Raw genomic sequence first — 17,299 nt, forward strand, 5'->3', positions numbered from 1 at the left:
TGGTCGAGAGCGCGCGTACAACCACGGAAACCATCGGCGACCCGTTGCCGTCCATTTCGGAACACCGCCGCGCGGTCAAGGCTGTCATTCCGGCAGCCGGCCTCGCCACCCGTTTCTTACCGGCCACCAAGGCAGTTCCCAAGGAACTGCTGCCCGTGGTGGACCGGCCGGTCCTGGAGTACATCGTCGAGGAGGCGGCCCACGCCGGGATCACCGACGTGCTGCTCATCACCGGGCGGGGCAAGACCTCGATGGTGGACCACTTCGACCGCCGGCCTGACCTGGAGGCCCGGCTCATCGAGAAAGGTGACGAGGAGCGGCTCGCCGCGGTCAAGCGCCCCAGTGAGCTGGCCGAGATCTACACCTGCCGGCAGCACGAGCCGCTGGGCCTGGGCCACGCGGTCGGCAGTGGCGAGTCCCATGTCGCCGGCGAACCGTTCGCGGTGCTGCTCGGTGACGAGTTCGTCGACGAGTCGTCACCGCTGCTGCCGGCGATGCTGGACCTGCAGGCCCGTACCGGCGGGATCGTGCTCGCCTTCATCGAGGTCGAACCCGACGAGGTGCGCCGGTACGGCATCGCCTCGATCGAGCCGGCCGAACCCGGCCTGCCCGATCTGGGCCACGAAGTGGTACGAGTCACAGGTCTGGTGGAGAAGCCCACACCCGAGGCGGCCCCGAGCAATCTCGCCGTGGTCGGTCGGTACGTGCTTCCGCCCACCATCTTCGACGCGATCAAGCGGACCGAGCCCGGCAGCGGCGGGGAGATCCAGCTCACCGACGCGATGGCACTGCTGCTCGCCGAGGGGACACCGGTGCACGGTGTCATTTACCGGGGCATCCGGTACGACACCGGGCAGCCACTCGGATATCTGCAGGCGGTTGTCCAGTTGGCGACGCTGCGGGCGGATATCGGACCGGCATTCAAGACGTGGCTGCGCGGGTTCGTGGACGCAATTGATGATTCTGAAGGCTCCGCGGAGTCATAGCCGCCCGAGACCCTCGGGATATGGCCGGCAGGAGAGTTCGAGATTGGAAAGGAGGCGAGCGGTATGAAGATGGTCCCCACGGATTTCGACCCGACCGTCCATCCGGCTGGCGCCGAGCTGACCCCGCTCGCCGAGTACCTGGCCGGGGTGTTGCGGGGACTGCGCCCGCTGCCGGCGCTCGACCTCGACCTCACCCAGGCGTACGGGAACGTCCTCGCCGAGGACGTGCACGCGCCCGGGCCGCTGCCGGCCTTCGACCACGCGGCCATCGACGGGTACGCCGCGCGGTTCGAGGACGTCGCCGACGCCTCGCCGGGCCGGCCGGTACGCCTCAACGTGATCGGCGACCTCGGTGCGGCGAGCTGGCGGCCGGTGCGGCTGACCCCCGGTACCTGTTTCTCGATCGGGTCCGGCGCGCTGCTGCCGGCCGCCGCCGACGTGGTGGTCCCCGCACACCTCACCGACCAGGGCATGGCCGCGGTCGAGGTGTACGGGGCGCCGCCCAAGCGCGGGTACGGGCTGCGCCGGGCCGGTGACGAGATCCCGGCCGGCGCGGTCCTCGCCCGCGCCGGCACGTACGTCAACCCGGCGCTGGTGGCGCTGCTGGCCAGCTGCGGCATCGGCCACGTGGTGGTGCGGCCCAGCCCCCGCGTGGTGATCGTGGCGACCGGCGACGAGCTGGTCGACGTCGGCCGCACCAGCCAGCCCGGCCAGCTCGTCGACGCCAACTCGCACGCGCTGACCGCGGCGGCCGCGGAGGCCGGCGCGCACGCGTACCGGGTGGGCATCTGCGACGACGACCCGGAGGGGCTGCGCGGCCTGCTGGAGGACCAGACGCTGCGGGCCGACCTCATCATCACCACCGGCGGCACCGGCACCGGACCCGGCGACATGGTGCGGCGGGTGCTCTCCCGGCGCGAGGGACCGCGGCCGTCGGTACTGTTCACCGACGTGTCGGTGTATCCGTGTACGTCGTTGGGTTACGGCGCCGTGCCGTCGATGGCCGGGGCGGAGGGGGTACCCATCGTCTGCCTGCCCGGTGACACCGGCGCGGCCCTGATCGGCTTCGAGGTCCTCGCCCGGCCGGTCATCCAGGTCCTCGCCGGAGCCGACCCGGTCTTCCGGCCGAGCGTCCGGGCACACCTGCTGGAGACCATCAAGTCGCCGGTCGGCCTGCGCGAGTTCCGCCCGGCGTACGTGGCCGAGCGCCGCGGCGGTGGGTACACGGTCGCGCCGCTCGCGGGTGGACCGTACACATTGTCCGGTCTGGCGGAAGCGAACGGACTGATGGTGCTGGGGGAGAAGGTGACGACGGCCCCGGCCGGGTCCACCGTGGACGTTCTGCTGCTGGACCGGCGGCGGTGATGCAGCCGGGCTGGCCGGCGGTACTGCGCGACGGGCCGGTCCTGCTGCGGCCGTACCGGCGTCGCGACGCCGGCGCCTGGTCGGAGGTGCGGCGGGCCAACGAGGCGTGGCTGGCGCCCTGGGAGCCCACGCCGTACGGATCCTGGTACGACCTGAACTCGCCGGCGGCGTTCCGGTCGGTCCACTCCGACCTGCGCCGGTCCGCCCGCCAGGGCATCGCGATGCCGTTCGCGGTGTGCCTGGTCACCGGCGGCGAGGAGCGCCTGGTGGGGCAACTGACCCTCGGCAGCATCGTGCGGCGGGCGTTCTGCTCCGGGTACGCCGGATACTGGGTCGACTCGCGGGCCGCCGGCCAGGGGGTCATCCCGACCGCGCTGGCCCTCGTGGTCGACCATGCCTTCGCCGTCGGCGGGCTGCACCGCGTCGAGGTCAACATCCGGCCGGAGAACGGGCCGAGCCGGCGCGTGGTGGAGAAGCTCGGCTTCCGCCAGGAGGCGTACCACGAGCGGTACCTGCACATCGACGGCGAATGGCGCGACCACATCGGATACGCGGTGACCACAGAGGACGTCCTTGCCGAAGGTGGACTGCTGGCCCGCTGGCATCGGCTGCGCGCCGCCGCCTGATCATCCTTTCGGACTTCCTGTGGCGTCTGTTAGGTGCCAATTGGTCCATGTACCTATTACGCAGCGTGGCGCCAGAAAATACTCGATCGGTGGCCGTAACCTCGGCTGCACGGAGTTGCTGCGCGGTAGCTCTTTCTTAGCCAAACAGGTTTTTGCCAAACAGGTGTGACGGGAGGGGTGAGGGTGCCGACCTCGGTGCTCCTCGCCGTCCTCGCCGCCGCGGGCCTGCTGGCGTTCGCACCGGCGCTCGTTCGCCGGTACGACGCCACCGAGCGGCTGGTGGCGGAGCGGGCGTTGTCGACGGCTCGCGTACTGGCCCGCATCGGAGCCCAGGCGCACCGCCGACGCCGCACCGTGCCCGGACGCCGGCCGGTCAACCCGCCCCGCTTCGTGGTGGCCCGGATGACCGCCGGGGTCGCCGTGGGCGGGGCCGGGGTCGCCGTGGCCGGGGCCGGGGTCGCCGTGGGCGGCTCGGCCGAGCCGGCCGTTGAAGGCGCCCCGCCGGAGAGCACGGATACCCGGGTGGAGCGCGCCGCCGACCGGCCCGCGGATGGTGCCGGGGAGCGCGCCGGAGGTCGGGCCGGTGGCCGGCCCAAGCGGGCGCCCAAGCGGCTGCGGCACCCGAGCGCGGTCTACCGCCGCCGCCGGGTGTTCGCCGCGCTGGTCCTGCTGAACCTCGTCGAGCTGGTCGGGGTCGTCTGCGTCGGCCCCGGCTTCTGGATCAGCGCCGGCGTCACCGGGATGCTGCTGGTCGCGTACGTGGCGCACCTGCGGAACCGGGCGACGGTCGAGCAGCGGCGCCGCCGCGAGGAGGTGCGTTACGCGGCCTGGGTGGCGGCCCGGCAGGCCGCCGTGCGCCGCGAGCAGGCCCGCCGCGCGGCGGCCCGGCGGGAGCTGCTGCGCGAGCAGTTGCTGGAGCGCGAGCGGGCCCGCCGGGAGGCGGCGCGGATCGCCGCGCAGTCGGCGGTGCGTGGCCGCCCGTACGAGGCCCGCGCTGTCGGGCAGGACTGGTGAGACGTTTCGTGGATCTTGGTAACTCTGGTACCGCCGGGTGCGGTCGGAATTTCCAAGATCTCGGAGTGTCGCGGCGATCCGATTCGCCGGCTGTGCTCGCGACCTGTTATGGTGGTCGCCGGTCAGCTACCGCGAGGTAGCGGATCGAAAGGGGCTGTGGCGCAGACTGGTAGCGCACCTCGTTCGCATCGAGGGGGTCAGGGGTTCAAATCCCCTCAGCTCCACCAGAGGTCAGGGGCCGTTTCCGATCATCGGAAACGGCCCCTTTCGCGTCCGTACAGCAGCGAAGTACAGCAGCGGTCATGATCCGTCCAGGCTCTCGCCGAGCCGCTTGAGGGCATCGCGGGTCTGCCTGTACGAGACCTGGGTGTGGATCTCCATCGTGACCGTGAAGTCGGCGTGCCGGAGGATCTGTGTCGCGGCCCGGGGTGCACGTCAAGATCAGCAAGGAGACCGGGGCGGCGAACGGGAGTGCGCCGACGGTGCTGGTCTCTTCGGCGTCATCCTCGGCGCAGCAGCCCGAAGGTGACCGAGTACCGGCGGGCCTTGGTCAGGAAGTGGCCGCCGAACCCGAGCATGTGCGCCCAGCGGCGCAGCCCGGCGTACGGGTTGGGTCTGCTGTCAAGGCCGCGTTGACGGTCGCGTGCCGTTGCGGCGTTCCGGGCTGTCGTGGACTGAGCGGGCCGGCCGAGACGCCAGCAGGCGTCGATGAGCCGGGCCAGGTGACCGCCTTCCGGGTCGGCGTAGTCGTCGACGGTGTCCCGGGTGAGCCGGGGTAAGCAGTGGCCGGTCACCTCGGTCGACTTGGTGGCGTACGTGGCGAGGTAGCCGGCCACCGAGGAGTCGGTGAGGTCGCCGTCGACGGTGCCGATGCGCCGGACGTCGATCTGCTCACCCCAGGCCACCGCCCAGCCCTGCGGCCGGTCAGGATGGGCCGGCGTGGTGAAGGCGATCTGCCGGGCGGCGGCGTTGGCGGCGGCGTCCAGGTCATCGGTGGTGATACCGGCCGGTGGCGGCACCAGGGCGTCCCGGTTGAGTGGGTCGACGCCGTCGACCCGGAGCAGCACGTGGAAGTGCACTGCACCCCGCCGTTGCAGCTCGGCCACCTTGCCGTGCGAGACCCGGATAGGCGGGACGGTCCGTACCGCGCCGGAATTGCTGGTCACCCGGACCGCGGGGATGCGGCGTCGTCGGCACAGCGCGGCCAGATACCGTTCAACGGCCTGCTTGGTACGCCGCCACAGCTCGCCGGAGAAGTAGTTCCAGACGACCTGGTGATCGTGGTCGTAGCAGTCCAGGCAGAGCGGCTGCCCGAGCTGCGGATCGTCAGCCTCGTGCCGGGCGAAGCAGGCCGCGGACTGCCCGTGGCCACAGGCGGACACGGACCGGCGGGCGTGGCAGGGCTCGGGGCGGCAGCTGCAGCGACGCCGGTCGGCGCAGGTATGGCGTGGGATGTGCCGGCGGTGCACGGCACCGAACGACGGAGCGGTGAAGGTCGCGAAGACGACCGGATGCCGGGCGACCGAGGCGGGGACGCCCTTGCCGCCGGCGAGTCCACAGCGGACCACGTGGAAAGCGTCGCTGGCGTAGACCCAGGCGCAGTCCGGGCACTGGGCCGCACGGCGGTTGCCACAGGCCTTGTACACGATGCCGTCGGGCAGCTCGTCGGTGCGCTGTTCCCGGAGCACGCGACCGGTAGCCGCCTCGACGACGGTGAGGGCACCGGCGAGCCGGACCGGCCGGGTACAGCCGCCGGCTGCCTTCGTGTGCTCCAGCCAGCCGACGTAGTCCGGGGTGGTGGCGGCCCGGTACAGGGCCCGGACATCACGACCGGCCGGGACGCCAGGTCGGTAGACGTCGAGCGATGTGAGTGGGGCGGACATGACCTCTCCTCTCGGTGGTGTAGGGACGAACGACGATCGGCCACCACGTGCGGCACGCAATCCGCTGGTGGCGTTCGTGGTGTCTCCTGGCACCGCCGAAGAGGGGCGGCTCACGCCGGAGGCGGATGGCTGGCTGGCCATTACCGCTGACGGGGTTGGTTGTCCGAGGTGCTGTCAACCTGATGGCGAGGCTGGCAGGGGTGGAGGAGCCTGATCATCGGCATCCGGCGAGTTGCCGCAGGCCCCTCCACCAGCGGGGTCGGCGAATCCGGACCATCATCGACGGCAAAGGCCGTGCTGGGCCGCTCAGCGGATTCAGGGACCGGCACGTCAGGCCGGCGCGATTGAGAACCGGCGGGTATGGCCCGCATCAGCGGCAGGAAGGCCGCTCGGCGTCTCGAAGTCGGGACCAGCGGTGCGGCGGGATGGCCGCGCTGGCGTGCTCGACGTCGCCAGAGTAGCACCGGATTCCGACGAGTCAATCCATCGTGGTCGCTCGCAATGTCGGGTAGCCAACCGCCTGCCGCGTCACGGCCCGTCTGCCGCGATCTGGGAGGACTTTCTGTACATCTATCAAGGCGGCCCGAACCGGGCCGCACGCGCCGCCGATCGGGCGCCTGGCCGCCGCTCCCGCTGTCGCTCGGCGGCGACCAGGCCGACGCCCATCGACTGGCGCGGATAGCGAGAAGCACTCGGGGCCGCCGAAGTACGGACAGCGCCGAGGGCTGCTGATGTAGGTGGGCCGGCAGCCGGCCGGCGGCGAGCTGGGCGCGCGGCGTGGCAGCCACGCCGCGCCGTAACGCGAGGTACGCGCCGCGGTGGTCGGGCTCCTTGCCTCCGGCGGGGGCGCTCCGGCCCCGGGATGGCCGGGTCTCCGTGCGGCCGTCGCGGTAGGTGGGTGGTTGCGCTGAGCCATCCCGCCCACCGTCGACCGGGGCGAGCCGAGCAGACCACCGCCCGGGCCGCCAGCGCCCGTACGCGCGTCAAGGTCCGCTTGACGTGGCGGCCCAGGCGGCGGCCCGCTCCCGAAGGGCGGGTCGACGGCGGACGGGATGGCCTAGTCCGATTCCGCTATCTCACCAAGTAGAGTCCGCACGTATTGCGATGTCTGATTTCCGTTATTGATTTCGAGCGCGCCGCTCTTATTGATCTTCCATAGCCATACGTTTTGCTCAGCGGGAAGAGCAAGGCACCTCGCCACCGACTCTTGGGCCTCGGCAATGTCGCCGTGACGAAGGTAAACGAAGGCAAGGTTAGCGTAAGTCAAAGCGCGCGGATTCGGCGCCAATCGTGCCGATTCTTCCAGTGCCGTTATGGCCCGGTCGGGGTCAACCGGAATCAGGCAAAAGCCAAGGTTATTCAACACAACTGGATCGGTTGGGCGAAGTTTATGAACACCCTCGAACAATGCCACAGCAGCTTCGTATCGACCGGCCCGTAAATGATCGACAGCAATTGGGATGAAGTCTGTGGGATCGATCGATCGGGAGTCTTCCTCTTTCTCTCCTTTTCTACGCTGCACCGATCGGTCTGCCAGTTCCTTGGCAAGTGCGTTAACGTCTATTCTGCGAAGTGACATCTGGCTTGCATCTCCACATCCCGGCGTTGCGCTGTGGAGATACTCCCATTCAAGATCAAGAGAATATATCGACCATTCCGCAAAATACGTCTTCGTAAAACGGTCAAACAGCCAGGTTCCGCGTTCCGTGCTACTCAGCGACGCAGACCTTAAGGGTACGTTGAGAAAGTCGATAGGCGGCGCTTGCCACTCGATGAGCTGTTCAGCGGTTCGAGAAAGGTTCCAGGCTACTAACTTTAGAACGAGTTCGGGAGCGAGAATACGGTCAAGTGTCCCCCACGGGGCTTGTCCCTCTTCTTGCGGTGCCCACGCGTGCCGGATCTTATCCCACGCGGGATTTAGTTTGCCCTTCTCGCTCTCTTGCTCGGACGCCTCAAGGAATAGCAAGGCCGCTATCGCTGAAACCATCGTAGTGGCAACGATCCTGGCCGCTCCGGCCAACAGGTCGGAGCGATCGAAACCTCGCTTTTCTAGTTCGTCGATGGATGCCCTGATTAAGTACGCTCGTTCTTCACGATCGTCAGCGAGTTCGGGCGGCGTCCGCAAATGCTCCGCTAACTCACTTATCAGCGAAACGGTGTGCCGATTATCAGTCGGGCGATCCCCGTCTCGCAGGCGGATCTCGCCGGCGTCAAACGGCCGCGCCGTAGGTTCTGGGCCCCGGCGCGGCCGACGCGCGCGAGGAATGGCCAATATACCGTCACCAAAATCAATCACGCCGCGAGTTGGCAGCTGATGGTGATGTGCCGCCAACATGTCATGACACTGCTCTCCACAGAATGGTCCGGCCGACGTCATCTGGTAGAATGGGCAAGAGGGCGTTAGCTTGGGCGCCTCACACTCGTCACTGAACGCGCGTAGGGCGACAAGGAATAACTCTCGTTCCTTTCCCGTGGATGCAAACAGCCCCTCACCTGTCACCGGTATGCATCCCTTCGCATGCTTATTGTAAGGACGGTGATCGTCGGTTCAGTGACGTAAATGATGCGATGCGTGCGACCTAAGCGCACCGAGCGCTTACCTGCCAGAGGTCCAAGTAGCTTCTTGCCTAGCGAGGGCTCTGCATCAAGTCGCTCAATGATATTGCGAGCTTTCGCCTGGAGCGGCTCAGGTAACTCTTCCAGATCCCGCGCGGCCCGCTTGGTCAGCACTGCCATCTGTCTACTTGTCCTCGGCTAGTTCGGCCTCACCCTCGCGGATGGCGGCCATGGTGTCCTCATCGGACAGAATGTTGAGCGTCTCCACCAGTGACTCGTACTCGTCATACGCCAACACCACAGCTACAGGCTTCCCATGGCGAGTGATCACGTACTCAGCGCCCGTACTGACAACGGTGTCTACAACTTCTCGTAGGTTGTCCCTAACTTCAGTCAACGGCGCCATGTGGGTCATGGGGGCTCCCTCTTCTGGTCTTGGTCCGGGGACTCTGCAAGCCTCCCGACCACTGAAACCGTACGTCGTTCCGTACGGACTGTCAAGAAAAATGTACGGCCTTCCGTACAGGTCTGCAGAGCGTAGCGCCACTGATGGGGCTAGCCGGAGAGATCAACGGAGCAGTCGGGTTGCGAACCTGACGCGCTTAGAGTCGGCCTAGCCGGCGCTTCATGCACCTGGGTCAGTCCTCGAACCACCAGCCGCCGCCTGACCTCGCATCCATCCGCAGGCGACCTCACTGTCTGCACTTGGAAGGGATGCGGGTTCAGACGACTCTGCATCTGGTCCATGGCTGGTCCGGGAACCGCCGTCGGACGCCGTACATGGCCGTACATATGACAATGACGGCAGCAACGACGGCACAGCCGATGACCAGGTCGGTGCGGGTTAGGGATGGGATCCCGGACGCCTATGCGGAAGCCGGACGTTCATTTCAAGACCGCTGTGATTGGGTCGATGTATCTGGGCCGGTGCCCCCCAGGTCTTCCGGCTGACCGTCGCTGTCGACGGCCGCAGACTCATCGGCCGCCCCGTGAGCCTGGTGCTCTTGCTGGTACTTCTGCCCGACGACGGCGGTCTGTAGTAGCCATAGGCCGTTGACTAGCTTGCGGATGCCGGCCAAGGTCTCGTCGTGGTCGTCGGACCCGGAGATTCGGGCGACCACGGTCTGGCCGTCGCGGACGGCCAGGGTGGGCTTGCCGTCGTCTTCGTCGAGCCTGAGGTCGTATTCGAGCACCGTCGACAGCGCGTGTTCAAAGGGTGCGGGGTCAGCGGTCACCGGTTGTCCTTCATGACTGGTGGCGCACTGTCGTTGCCCATCTGGGCAATGACGTCATTCAGCCGGGCGCGGCAGTTGAGGTCGAAGCGCTGTTCGGCAGCGAGCTGCCAGGCGGTGCAGGGCCACAGTCGCCCGCAGCGGCAGCGCCATCGTCGTAGCGCGCGGCGGTAGTGCTCGCGCAGCGTCTGCTCGATGTCTGTGCGCTGGTCCATTGCCAGGCCTTCCCGGTGCGCCGGGGGATAGGTGAGGGGTTGCCGGGGGTCCAGGGCAGGGAGTCTTGGGAGGGATTCCCGCCCTGGACCGGTTGACCACCCGGCGCCAACCGGGGCGGTCGCTTCTAACCTACGATTGGTACCAGTTGGAGGTCAACCAGTAGGAGGACAGACCATCGATCGGTAGCGGTTGCGGGAGAAGGTGGCACAGTGATCGAATATCCCCGCCAACCGGGGAGTGTCACCATGCCCAAACAGCGCTACGAAGAGGTCGCCGACGACCTCCGGGGAAAGATCAAGAACGGCGAGTATCCGCCCGGATCCCGCCTACCGAGCCGGGCCGAGCTGATGCGCGAGTATCAGTGCTCGGACACGGTCATCGGCAAGGCGATGATGCTGCTGCGCGCCGAGGGGCTGACCGAGACCCAGGCCGGCGTGGCGGTGTACGTGAAGAAGCACTGACGCGGGCGACCTTCGACCGCACGAGGAGTGCTCCTGCGCTGGCGCACGGCTTGGATGTAACACCTTGCTGACATCGGGCCGGTTCGCGGAGTACAGCAGCGAAGTACAGCAGCCGTGCCGGCCCCATCCGGCCGCGTCGTACCCCGACAAGCCGCGTGACCTCGGACGACGCCGCATCTGACCGCTACGCCGGTAGTTCGCATCGAGGGGGTCAGGGGTTCAAATTCCCTCAGCTCCACCAGAGAGGTCAGGGGTCGTTTTCGGTGATCGGAAACGGCCCCTTTCGCGTCCGTGCCCTCGATGGCTTGATCGACCCTGGGCGCAACCGGGCTACTCAGCGGTGAACGCACTGGTGATCTTGACGTCGGCCATGGTGCCGCTCCCAGCCAAGCTGATCTTGCTGCCTCGCGTCCGCGGTGTTCGGGCGGGAACTGCGGCCGTTCGCCGTGCCGCACTACCTCGTCGCGCCGCACGGCGACGGTCCCGGTGTGGATACCGGCCTCCTGGCGTCGAGGGATGGACAGCCCCGTATCGTGCCGGTCGTCCGGGTGGACGACCTTGAGGGCGCCATGGTGCTCGTTCGCCAGCACGGCGGCCACGTCGTCGTCGAACCCTTCGCCGTGCCCGGCGTCGGATCCGCGTGCTACATCATCGACCCGGCGGGCGTATTGATCGGCCTGCAGCCTACGACCCGGCGCCTGAGCCGACGCGCCGAGTGTTGAACCGGTCGGGGCCGGTCACCTGTGAGCGCTGCGTTACGACGACTCCGCGGCTAGCGTGTCGCGGTGATGGAAGTCCGGATCGTGTCCGTGGCGGCGCCCGGCCGCCCCGTCAACGAGGACCACGCGTTCGTGTACGGCGACCTCGCCGGTGTGCTCGACGGGGTGACCGAGAGCCCGGGGCTGGAAAGCGGCTGTCGGCACGGCCCCGCCTGGTACGTCCGGCGGTTGGTCGCGCACCTCGTCCGGGCGCAGGCCGACGTGCCCACCGCGAGCCTGGCGCGGCTGCTCGCGACCGCGATCGAGGAGGTACGTGGCGACCATGGCGACGGTTGCGACCTGGCGTGTCCGCGTACCCCGGCGTCGACGGTGTGCCTGCTCCGGGTCAACGGTGAGGATCTGGAGTACCTCGTGCTCGGTGACAGCCCGCTCGTGCTGGACCGCGGCGGGGGCGGGGTCGAGGTAATCGCCGACGAACGGTTCGCGCGGACGGTCGCCCGGATCCGCGAGGCGGCCCCGGTGTCCGGCGGAGCGGAGGTGGCCGGCGGTGAGGAGGGGGCAGCTCTGTACACGCCGGGCAAGTACCGGTACACCAACCGGCCCGGTGGGTACTGGATCGCCGCGGCTGATCCGCGGGCCGCGTACGAGGCAGTCACCGGCATTCTGCCGTTACACGGGCCTGGGCGGGTACGTCGGGCAGCTCTGCTCACCGACGGCGCTTCCCGCGTGGTCGAGCGGTTCGGTCTGTTGGACTGGCCACAGCTGCTCGACGTGCTCACGGTTCGGGGTCCGGCGGAACTGACCCGCCAGGTACGGCGAGCCGAACTCGCCGGGTACTACAAGCCTCACTCCAAGCGCCACGACGACGCCACGGTAGCCCTCTGCCTCTTCGACGGGGAGTGAGTATGACGTCCGCCGACAGTCGGCACTCCGTCAGCGTCGCGGCGGTCGTGACTGACGACGACGGTCGGGTGCTCGTCGTACAGCGCCGTGACAACGGCAGGTGGGAGGTACCCGGCGGCGTCCTCGAACTGTACGAGTCGATCCAGGATGGTGTCCGCCGCGAGGTCGAGGAGGAGACCGGCCTGAAGGTCGAGCCCGACCGGCTCACCGGTGTCTACAAGAACCTGAAACTGGGAGTCGTCGCGCTCGTCTTCCGGGCCCGCGTCGTCGGCGGCCGTGCCGGGCCGACCGAGGAGAGCGCCAATGTCGACTGGTGGACCGCCGACGAGGTGAACGCCCGGATGCCGGAGGTCTTCGCGGTACGGGTACTCGACGCGCTCGACGCGCTCGACGCCCGGGACGTCGCCGTGCGACTCCACGACGGCACCCGACTTCTCGCCGAAGGGTCCGTACCGCCGGCCGGCGCATGACCACGGTGTGTTCGGGCGTCGGTTCTCCTGGGCTGACGGATGTACTGCGGGACTGGAGATCTAGGCTTCCGGCATGAGTTCCTGGCAGGTCGTGCTGCTGTCCGCGGTGGCCGGTGTCCTGGTCGGCATGGGGATTGCCGCGGGCAAGGCGATCTGGCGTCGGTCGCGGCGGGGCGGGGACAAGCGCCCGTAGGGGATGCGAAGCCGCGCAGCCTGATACGCCTGGAGGGTGTGGCTCCCGACCCGTTGGCTAGTCGGGGAGAAGGGACCATCCGAGGACGTCACCCGGTACCGGTGGCATCGGGATCACTGAGTCGGTCTTCCGGACTGATGCGGCGCCGTGATGCGTCGGCGCGCGGGATCGTGGTTTCCGCTCGCGGCCGGGAAGCCGGAAGCCAGCCCAGGAACCGACTGCGAAGTTCGCCGGCTTCCGTGGTGGGCAGGTCTGCTGTCGCGTCGACCAGGGCGGAACCGAGGACGAGCCACAGGGATACCGGGGCGTGCGCGTACTCGGCGAGCAGTTGCCGGCGCCGACTCGGGCAGGGCCACGGGTACCCGCAACCGACGCAGCTCCAGTTCGGTCGGAGCGGTTGGTGGGCAGTCACGAGCAGGTGTCCTTGTCGTCGCCGGCCTGGTTCACGAGGTTCCACACCCCGTCGAGGAGGGTGAGGGCCGGTGGCAGAGGCAGGAACGCGATCGGGGCGCCGATGCCGTGGTATGCGGTGACCAGCGCGAGCAGGGGTTCGTCGTCGGGACGCTGCTGGAGCCAAGCGCTTACCCGATTGGTGCCGGGGCAGGAGGAATCATGACCAGCGACCTGGGCGCCAAGGCCCCGAAGTACCAGCGCATCGCCGATGAGCTGCGACGAGAGATCAAGAGCGGCATCTTCAAGCCAGGCGAGCGCCTACCTGCCGAAACGGCACTACTCGACCGCTTCCGCGTGCAATTCCCTCGGCTGGCGCTGCCGACTCTGCGCGATGCCCTCAAGCTACTGCGCGCTGAAGGGCTCATCGAGGCCAAGCATGGTGTCGGCACGTTCGTCACCGAGACCCGTCGACTGCAACGACGGTCCCGACACCGCTACGGCCGGGCGCGCACCGACCGCAAGCTCCTGACCTCCCACCTACGGCACGAGATTCCCTTCGCCGGCAGGGGACCGGCACCCGGCCACATCGCCGAGGCCGCCGGGATCGAACCAGGTACCGAGATGGTCATCCGCCGACGCACCCTCTACGACAAGGAGACAGGCAAGCCGCAGGAGTTGGGGGCCAGTTACATCCCCGTCAGCATCGGCGGTGGCACGTACCTGGAGGAGCCGACCGTCGTGCCGCAAGCGCTCTTCCTTTGCGTCGAGGAGCTGAGCGGGAAGCGCTACGCCAAGGCGTACGACCGCTGGCAGTGGAGGATGCCCAGCCCGACCGAGGTCGACGCGTTGCAGATCTCCTCAAATAGCGGTGTCGTGCACCTCGTCCACGTCGCTCGGGCAGCAGATGACTCCCTACTGGAGGTGTCGGAGTCCGTGTGGGCCGCGGATCGCATCGAACTCATCGACGAGTACGACGTCATGCAGGAAGCTGAAGACGTCCAGGGACTGTCTGACATCTAGCGGAGGACGCGGCATGACCTCAACCTTCGAGTACGTCGACCAGTTGCGCGACCACTGGTGGTGGCGACCCGGCTGGCGGGCCGAACGCCACTTCTACGCCTGCCACTTCACCTTCGACGACCAGCCTGACCTCCAACGCCTGGTCGCCGAGTACCAGGACCCGCTACGCGAAATCCGGGGGCTCGACCTGATCCCCGCTCGGTGGCTGCACCTGACGATGCAGGGCATCGGCTTCGTCGACGAGGTCGAGGCCAACCATGTGGCGGCCCTCGCGGCGGCCGCAGCCGAGAAGTTGGCGACTGTGCCCGCTCCGGTCGTGACCTTCCACCGGCCGGTGATCAGATCAGAAGCCGTCTACCTGCCGGCGCAGCCGGCTGACGGCGTCCACGCAGTGCGGTCCGCGGTTCGTGAGGCGATCTCCGAGGTGCTCGGCGAGAGCGGCCTGGAGGGAACCCAGTCCGTCAGCGGCTATCGACCGCACGTCAGCCTCGCGTACTCGAACGCCGACCAGCCGGCCGCGCCGATCCTTGACGCCCTCAGTCAGGTCGATCCGGAGCCGGTGACCATCACTCTCCGGCACGTGGACCTGTTGGAGTTCCACCGCGACCGCCGGATGTACGAATGGGTCAGCGCCCAACCGCTCACGATCGGGGCTGCCTTCTAACTATGCCTGTCCGGCGGCTTGAGCCTGTTCGGCGAGGGTGGCCAGCCGCGATTCCTCGGCGGCCAGCCGCGCTGCCTGGGCGGCGAGGTGCCGCTGCTCGGGCGTACTGGTTGCGCGCCGGGCGGCCTCGCGGTAGCCGGCCGCCGCCGCGGCGGGTTCGCCGGACAGTTCCAGCAGGTGTGCGCGGGTGGCGAGCAGGCGGTGGTGGCGCGCCATCCGGCTGTCGGCTTCCAGGGTGGCCAGCGACTCCAGCCCAGCGGCCGGCCCGAGCACCATGGCGACGGCGACCGCGCGGTTGAGGGTCACCATCGGGTTGGGCGCGACCCGCGCCAGGAGGTCGTACAGGGCGAGGATCTGCGGCCAGTCGGTGTCGTCCACGTGCCCGGCCTCGGCGTGCACGGCCGCGATGGCCGCCTGCAGCTGGTACGGGCCGACCTCGCCCCGGGACAGGGCCTCGCTGACCAGTGTCACCCCTTCGGCGATGCGCCCGGAGTCCCAGCGGGTACGGTCCTGTTCGGACAGTGGTACCAGGCTCCCGTCGGGCCGGGTGCGGGCGGTTCGGCGCGCGTCGGTGAGCAGCATCAGGGCGAGCAGCCCGGTCACCTCCGCGTCGTCCGGGAGCAGCCGTCGCAGCCAGCGGGTGAGCCGGATCGCCTCGTCGGACAGCTGGGGGGCGGTCAGCTCCGGGCCGGTGGTGGCGGTGTAGCCCTCGTTGAAGACGAGGTACAGCACGTGCAGCACCGCGCGCAGCCGCTCGGCGCGTTCCGGTCCGTCCGGCATCGCGAACGGCACCCCGCTGGCCCTGATGGACTGTTTGGCCCGGCTGATGCGCTGCGCCATGGTCGCCTCCGGGACCAGGAAGGCCGCGGCGATCTGCGCGGTGGTCAGGCCGCCGACGGCGCGCAGCGTCAGCGCGATCTGGCTCGGCTCCGACAGCGCCGGGTGGCAGCACATGAACAGCAGCGCCAGTGAGTCGTCCCGGTCGGCGCCGGGTGCGGCGTCGGCGGCCCGGCTCAGCAGTTCCGACTGCGGGGTCGCCACCGCGACCTGGTACTCGCGCCGCCGCCGCGACTGCTCGCTGCGTACCTGGTCGACCAGCCGGCGCGTGGCGACCGTGACCAGCCAGCCGCGGGGGTTGTCCGGCACCCCGTCGCCGGCCCACTGGGTCGCGGCGGACAGCAGGGCCTCCTGGGTGGCGTCCTCGCACGCGTCGAACTGCCCGTACCGGCGTACCAGCGCGCCGAGGACCTGCGGCGCCAGTTCGCGCAGCAGGTCCTCGACGTGTGGATCGACGGTCACTGGTCCGGCGCGGCCTCGTGCAGGACCGGCCACAACTCGACCGGATCCGCATCGGCCCAGGGCATGTCCGCGGCGATCTGCTGCGCGCGCTCCTCGCTCTCGCAGTCCAGCAGGTAGAAGCTGGCGATGTACTCCTTGGTCTCCAGGTACGGCCCGTCGGTGACCGCCGGTGCCCCGTCCTTGCGGCGTACCAGTTTGGCGGCGACCGCGTCGGCCAGGCCGTAGGCGCCCAGCAGTTCCCCGGTTTCGCGGTACTTCCTGTTGAACGCGTCCTGCTTGGCGACCTCCTCCGCGAACTTCTCGGCCGGGATCGAGTCCCACTTCTCCTGGTTGCCGTAGATAAGCATCAGGTACTTCATCTCAGGTGTCCCTTCCGGTGTGCGCGCCCCGTCGGCGTGCTGTCATCGCGTAGTCGGAGCGGAGCCGCCGCCCTCGACATCCCGCCGGCATATTTTTTGCCGGGTCGCCGAGACCGGGGTCACGCCTCCCGGGACCGGGAGCGGCCCTCGCTGCGCGTCGCCGGGTGGTCAGCCCGCCGTGGTGGCTGCCGCGGCGGCCGCGGTCGTCGTGGCGATCACGGCCGCCTCCACGCCCTCGATGGCCTTGCGTACCGCCTCGGCCGGCCAGCTGGCGTCCGCGACGGCCTTGAGACGCTCCCGTACCTGCTTGGCAGGCACACCGGGGACGGCGGTCTTCTCCAGGCGCACCGCCCGGACCAGCGCGCACAGGGCGGCGGTACGCGGATCGACCGGCCCGTCGCCGGTCACCGCCGCCCGTAGCCGATCCCGGGTCTCGGTCTCGGGTTCGGGCTGCGCGCCGGTGGCCGACGGGTACCGGGTACGCGGGAAGACCCACAGCACCCTGTCCTGTTCGCGGCGGAGCACACCGGCCTCGACCAGGCCGTCGAGCAGCCGGCCGGGCAGGCCCTTGGCCAGCCGGATGACCCAGTCCTGCGGCTTGCGGTGCTCCGCGCCGATCCGGGCGAGCGCCTCGTCGACGACCGGGTCGCCGGTCGGTGCGGCGTCGGTGACCGTCACCCGTTTGTCCGCCACGTCCACGCGGCCGGCGAGGGCCAGCTCCATGAGCAGGGCGCCGGCCAGCCCGTACCCGAGCATCTGGGTGTTGATCGCCGCGGAGCCGGCGTCGTCGTACGCCAGCAGCAGCAGCTCCTCGGCCAGATTGATCTTCATGACCCCACGGTATCCGGCCGGGCAAGACCCGGTCGGCGAACGCCGCGACCGATTGGCGAACGTTAACATCTACAAAGATTGATTGAAGCCGAGCGGTGCGGCCCGCGGT

Annotated in this window: 19 protein-coding genes, 1 tRNA gene and 1 pseudogene; 11 read left to right on the top strand and 10 right to left on the bottom strand. The window is 68.9% G+C overall.

From position 1 onward, the window contains the following. Positions 1-53 precede the first annotated feature (53 nt). The 5 genes from ACNTMW_RS15430 (at position 54) to ACNTMW_RS15450 (ending at position 4,218) form a co-directional block, all read left to right on the top strand. Positions 54-986, top strand: coding sequence for a UTP--glucose-1-phosphate uridylyltransferase (locus ACNTMW_RS15430; protein WP_426634449.1), 933 nt, complete (start codon positions 54-56; stop codon positions 984-986). A gap of 69 nt (positions 987-1,055) precedes the next feature. Then, on the top strand, positions 1,056-2,351 hold the full coding sequence (locus tag ACNTMW_RS15435) for a molybdopterin molybdotransferase MoeA (RefSeq protein WP_426634450.1): 1,296 nt from the start codon (positions 1,056-1,058) through the stop codon (positions 2,349-2,351). Continuing rightward, the gene (locus ACNTMW_RS15440) at positions 2,351-2,977 is read left to right on the top strand and encodes a GNAT family N-acetyltransferase (RefSeq protein WP_426634254.1); all 627 of its coding nucleotides are present in this window, start codon (positions 2,351-2,353) and stop codon (positions 2,975-2,977) included. Before ACNTMW_RS15435 ends, ACNTMW_RS15440 begins: the two co-directional genes overlap by 1 nt. Positions 2,978-3,154: 177 nt before the next feature. Beyond that, positions 3,155-3,991: a divisome protein SepX/GlpR gene (gene sepX / locus ACNTMW_RS15445; RefSeq protein WP_426634256.1), complete on the top strand. Its 837-nt coding sequence runs from the start codon at positions 3,155-3,157 to the stop codon at positions 3,989-3,991. 150 nt (positions 3,992-4,141) lie between these two features. Then, positions 4,142-4,218 (top strand) — tRNA-Ala (locus ACNTMW_RS15450). Between the two features lie 73 nt (positions 4,219-4,291). On the opposite strand, the pseudogene ACNTMW_RS15455 reads toward ACNTMW_RS15450, so the two are convergent. From ACNTMW_RS15455 to ACNTMW_RS15485, 7 genes and pseudogenes are all read right to left on the bottom strand, one after another. After that, positions 4,292-4,443, bottom strand: a pseudogene (locus tag ACNTMW_RS15455) (site-specific integrase); the annotation flags it as partial. A 48-nt stretch (positions 4,444-4,491) separates the two neighbouring features. After that, on the bottom strand, positions 4,492-5,874 hold the full coding sequence (locus ACNTMW_RS15460; protein WP_426634258.1) for a replication initiator: 1,383 nt from the start codon (positions 5,872-5,874) through the stop codon (positions 4,492-4,494). 1,057 nt (positions 5,875-6,931) lie between these two features. Beyond that, positions 6,932-8,209: a tetratricopeptide repeat protein gene (locus ACNTMW_RS15465; RefSeq protein WP_426634259.1), complete on the bottom strand. Its 1,278-nt coding sequence runs from the start codon at positions 8,207-8,209 to the stop codon at positions 6,932-6,934. Between the two features lie 161 nt (positions 8,210-8,370). Further along, the gene (locus ACNTMW_RS15470) at positions 8,371-8,610 is read right to left on the bottom strand and encodes a type II toxin-antitoxin system RelE family toxin (protein WP_426634260.1); all 240 of its coding nucleotides are present in this window, start codon (positions 8,608-8,610) and stop codon (positions 8,371-8,373) included. Between the two features lie 4 nt (positions 8,611-8,614). Beyond that, on the bottom strand, positions 8,615-8,845 hold the full coding sequence (locus ACNTMW_RS15475) for a type II toxin-antitoxin system Phd/YefM family antitoxin (RefSeq protein ID WP_426634261.1): 231 nt from the start codon (positions 8,843-8,845) through the stop codon (positions 8,615-8,617). A 475-nt stretch (positions 8,846-9,320) separates the two neighbouring features. Then, entirely contained in the window at positions 9,321-9,665 is a 345-nt protein-coding gene (locus ACNTMW_RS15480; RefSeq protein WP_426634262.1) for a hypothetical protein, read from the bottom strand. Further along, complete coding sequence (locus ACNTMW_RS15485; RefSeq protein WP_426634263.1) at positions 9,662-9,877, bottom strand: hypothetical protein; 216 nt, start codon at positions 9,875-9,877, stop codon at positions 9,662-9,664. Before ACNTMW_RS15485 ends, ACNTMW_RS15480 begins: the two co-directional genes overlap by 4 nt. A 246-nt stretch (positions 9,878-10,123) precedes the next feature. Between ACNTMW_RS15485 and ACNTMW_RS15490 the strand changes: the two genes are divergently transcribed. From ACNTMW_RS15490 to ACNTMW_RS15515, 6 genes are all read left to right on the top strand, one after another. After that, the gene (locus tag ACNTMW_RS15490) at positions 10,124-10,339 is read left to right on the top strand and encodes a winged helix-turn-helix domain-containing protein (protein WP_426634264.1); all 216 of its coding nucleotides are present in this window, start codon (positions 10,124-10,126) and stop codon (positions 10,337-10,339) included. A 416-nt stretch (positions 10,340-10,755) separates the two neighbouring features. Continuing rightward, on the top strand, positions 10,756-11,061 hold the full coding sequence (locus tag ACNTMW_RS15495; protein ID WP_426634265.1) for a VOC family protein: 306 nt from the start codon (positions 10,756-10,758) through the stop codon (positions 11,059-11,061). A 66-nt stretch (positions 11,062-11,127) separates the two neighbouring features. Next, positions 11,128-11,961 carry a hypothetical protein gene (locus tag ACNTMW_RS15500; RefSeq protein WP_426634451.1) on the top strand — a complete coding sequence of 278 codons (834 nt, stop codon included), beginning with the start codon at positions 11,128-11,130 and terminating at the stop codon, positions 11,959-11,961. Between the two features lie 2 nt (positions 11,962-11,963). Next, positions 11,964-12,431 (top strand): NUDIX hydrolase, encoded by a 468-nt coding sequence (locus ACNTMW_RS15505; protein ID WP_426634266.1) that lies wholly within the window; start codon positions 11,964-11,966, stop codon positions 12,429-12,431. An 805-nt stretch (positions 12,432-13,236) separates the two neighbouring features. Then, the gene (locus tag ACNTMW_RS15510; protein WP_426634267.1) at positions 13,237-14,037 is read left to right on the top strand and encodes a GntR family transcriptional regulator; all 801 of its coding nucleotides are present in this window, start codon (positions 13,237-13,239) and stop codon (positions 14,035-14,037) included. A gap of 13 nt (positions 14,038-14,050) precedes the next feature. Next, the gene (locus ACNTMW_RS15515; protein ID WP_426634268.1) at positions 14,051-14,701 is read left to right on the top strand and encodes a 2'-5' RNA ligase family protein; all 651 of its coding nucleotides are present in this window, start codon (positions 14,051-14,053) and stop codon (positions 14,699-14,701) included. Here the strand turns inward: ACNTMW_RS15515 and ACNTMW_RS15520 are convergent, their stop codons facing one another. The 3 genes from ACNTMW_RS15520 to ACNTMW_RS15530 all read right to left on the bottom strand — a co-directional run bounded on the left by ACNTMW_RS15520 (position 14,702) and on the right by ACNTMW_RS15530 (position 17,190). Next, positions 14,702-16,000 carry an RNA polymerase sigma factor gene (locus ACNTMW_RS15520; protein ID WP_426634269.1) on the bottom strand — a complete coding sequence of 433 codons (1,299 nt, stop codon included), beginning with the start codon at positions 15,998-16,000 and terminating at the stop codon, positions 14,702-14,704. It lies immediately after the preceding gene. Continuing rightward, entirely contained in the window at positions 15,997-16,359 is a 363-nt protein-coding gene (locus tag ACNTMW_RS15525) for a YciI family protein (protein ID WP_426634270.1), read from the bottom strand. The genes ACNTMW_RS15520 and ACNTMW_RS15525 overlap by 4 nt, the downstream gene beginning before the upstream one ends. A 168-nt stretch (positions 16,360-16,527) precedes the next feature. Further along, positions 16,528-17,190, bottom strand: coding sequence for a GOLPH3/VPS74 family protein (locus ACNTMW_RS15530; protein WP_426634271.1), 663 nt, complete (start codon positions 17,188-17,190; stop codon positions 16,528-16,530). Positions 17,191-17,299: the final 109 nt, after the last annotated feature.

It is taken from the genome of Planosporangium spinosum (assembly GCF_049999945.1).
GTDB lineage: Bacteria > Actinomycetota > Actinomycetes > Mycobacteriales > Micromonosporaceae > Planosporangium > Planosporangium spinosum.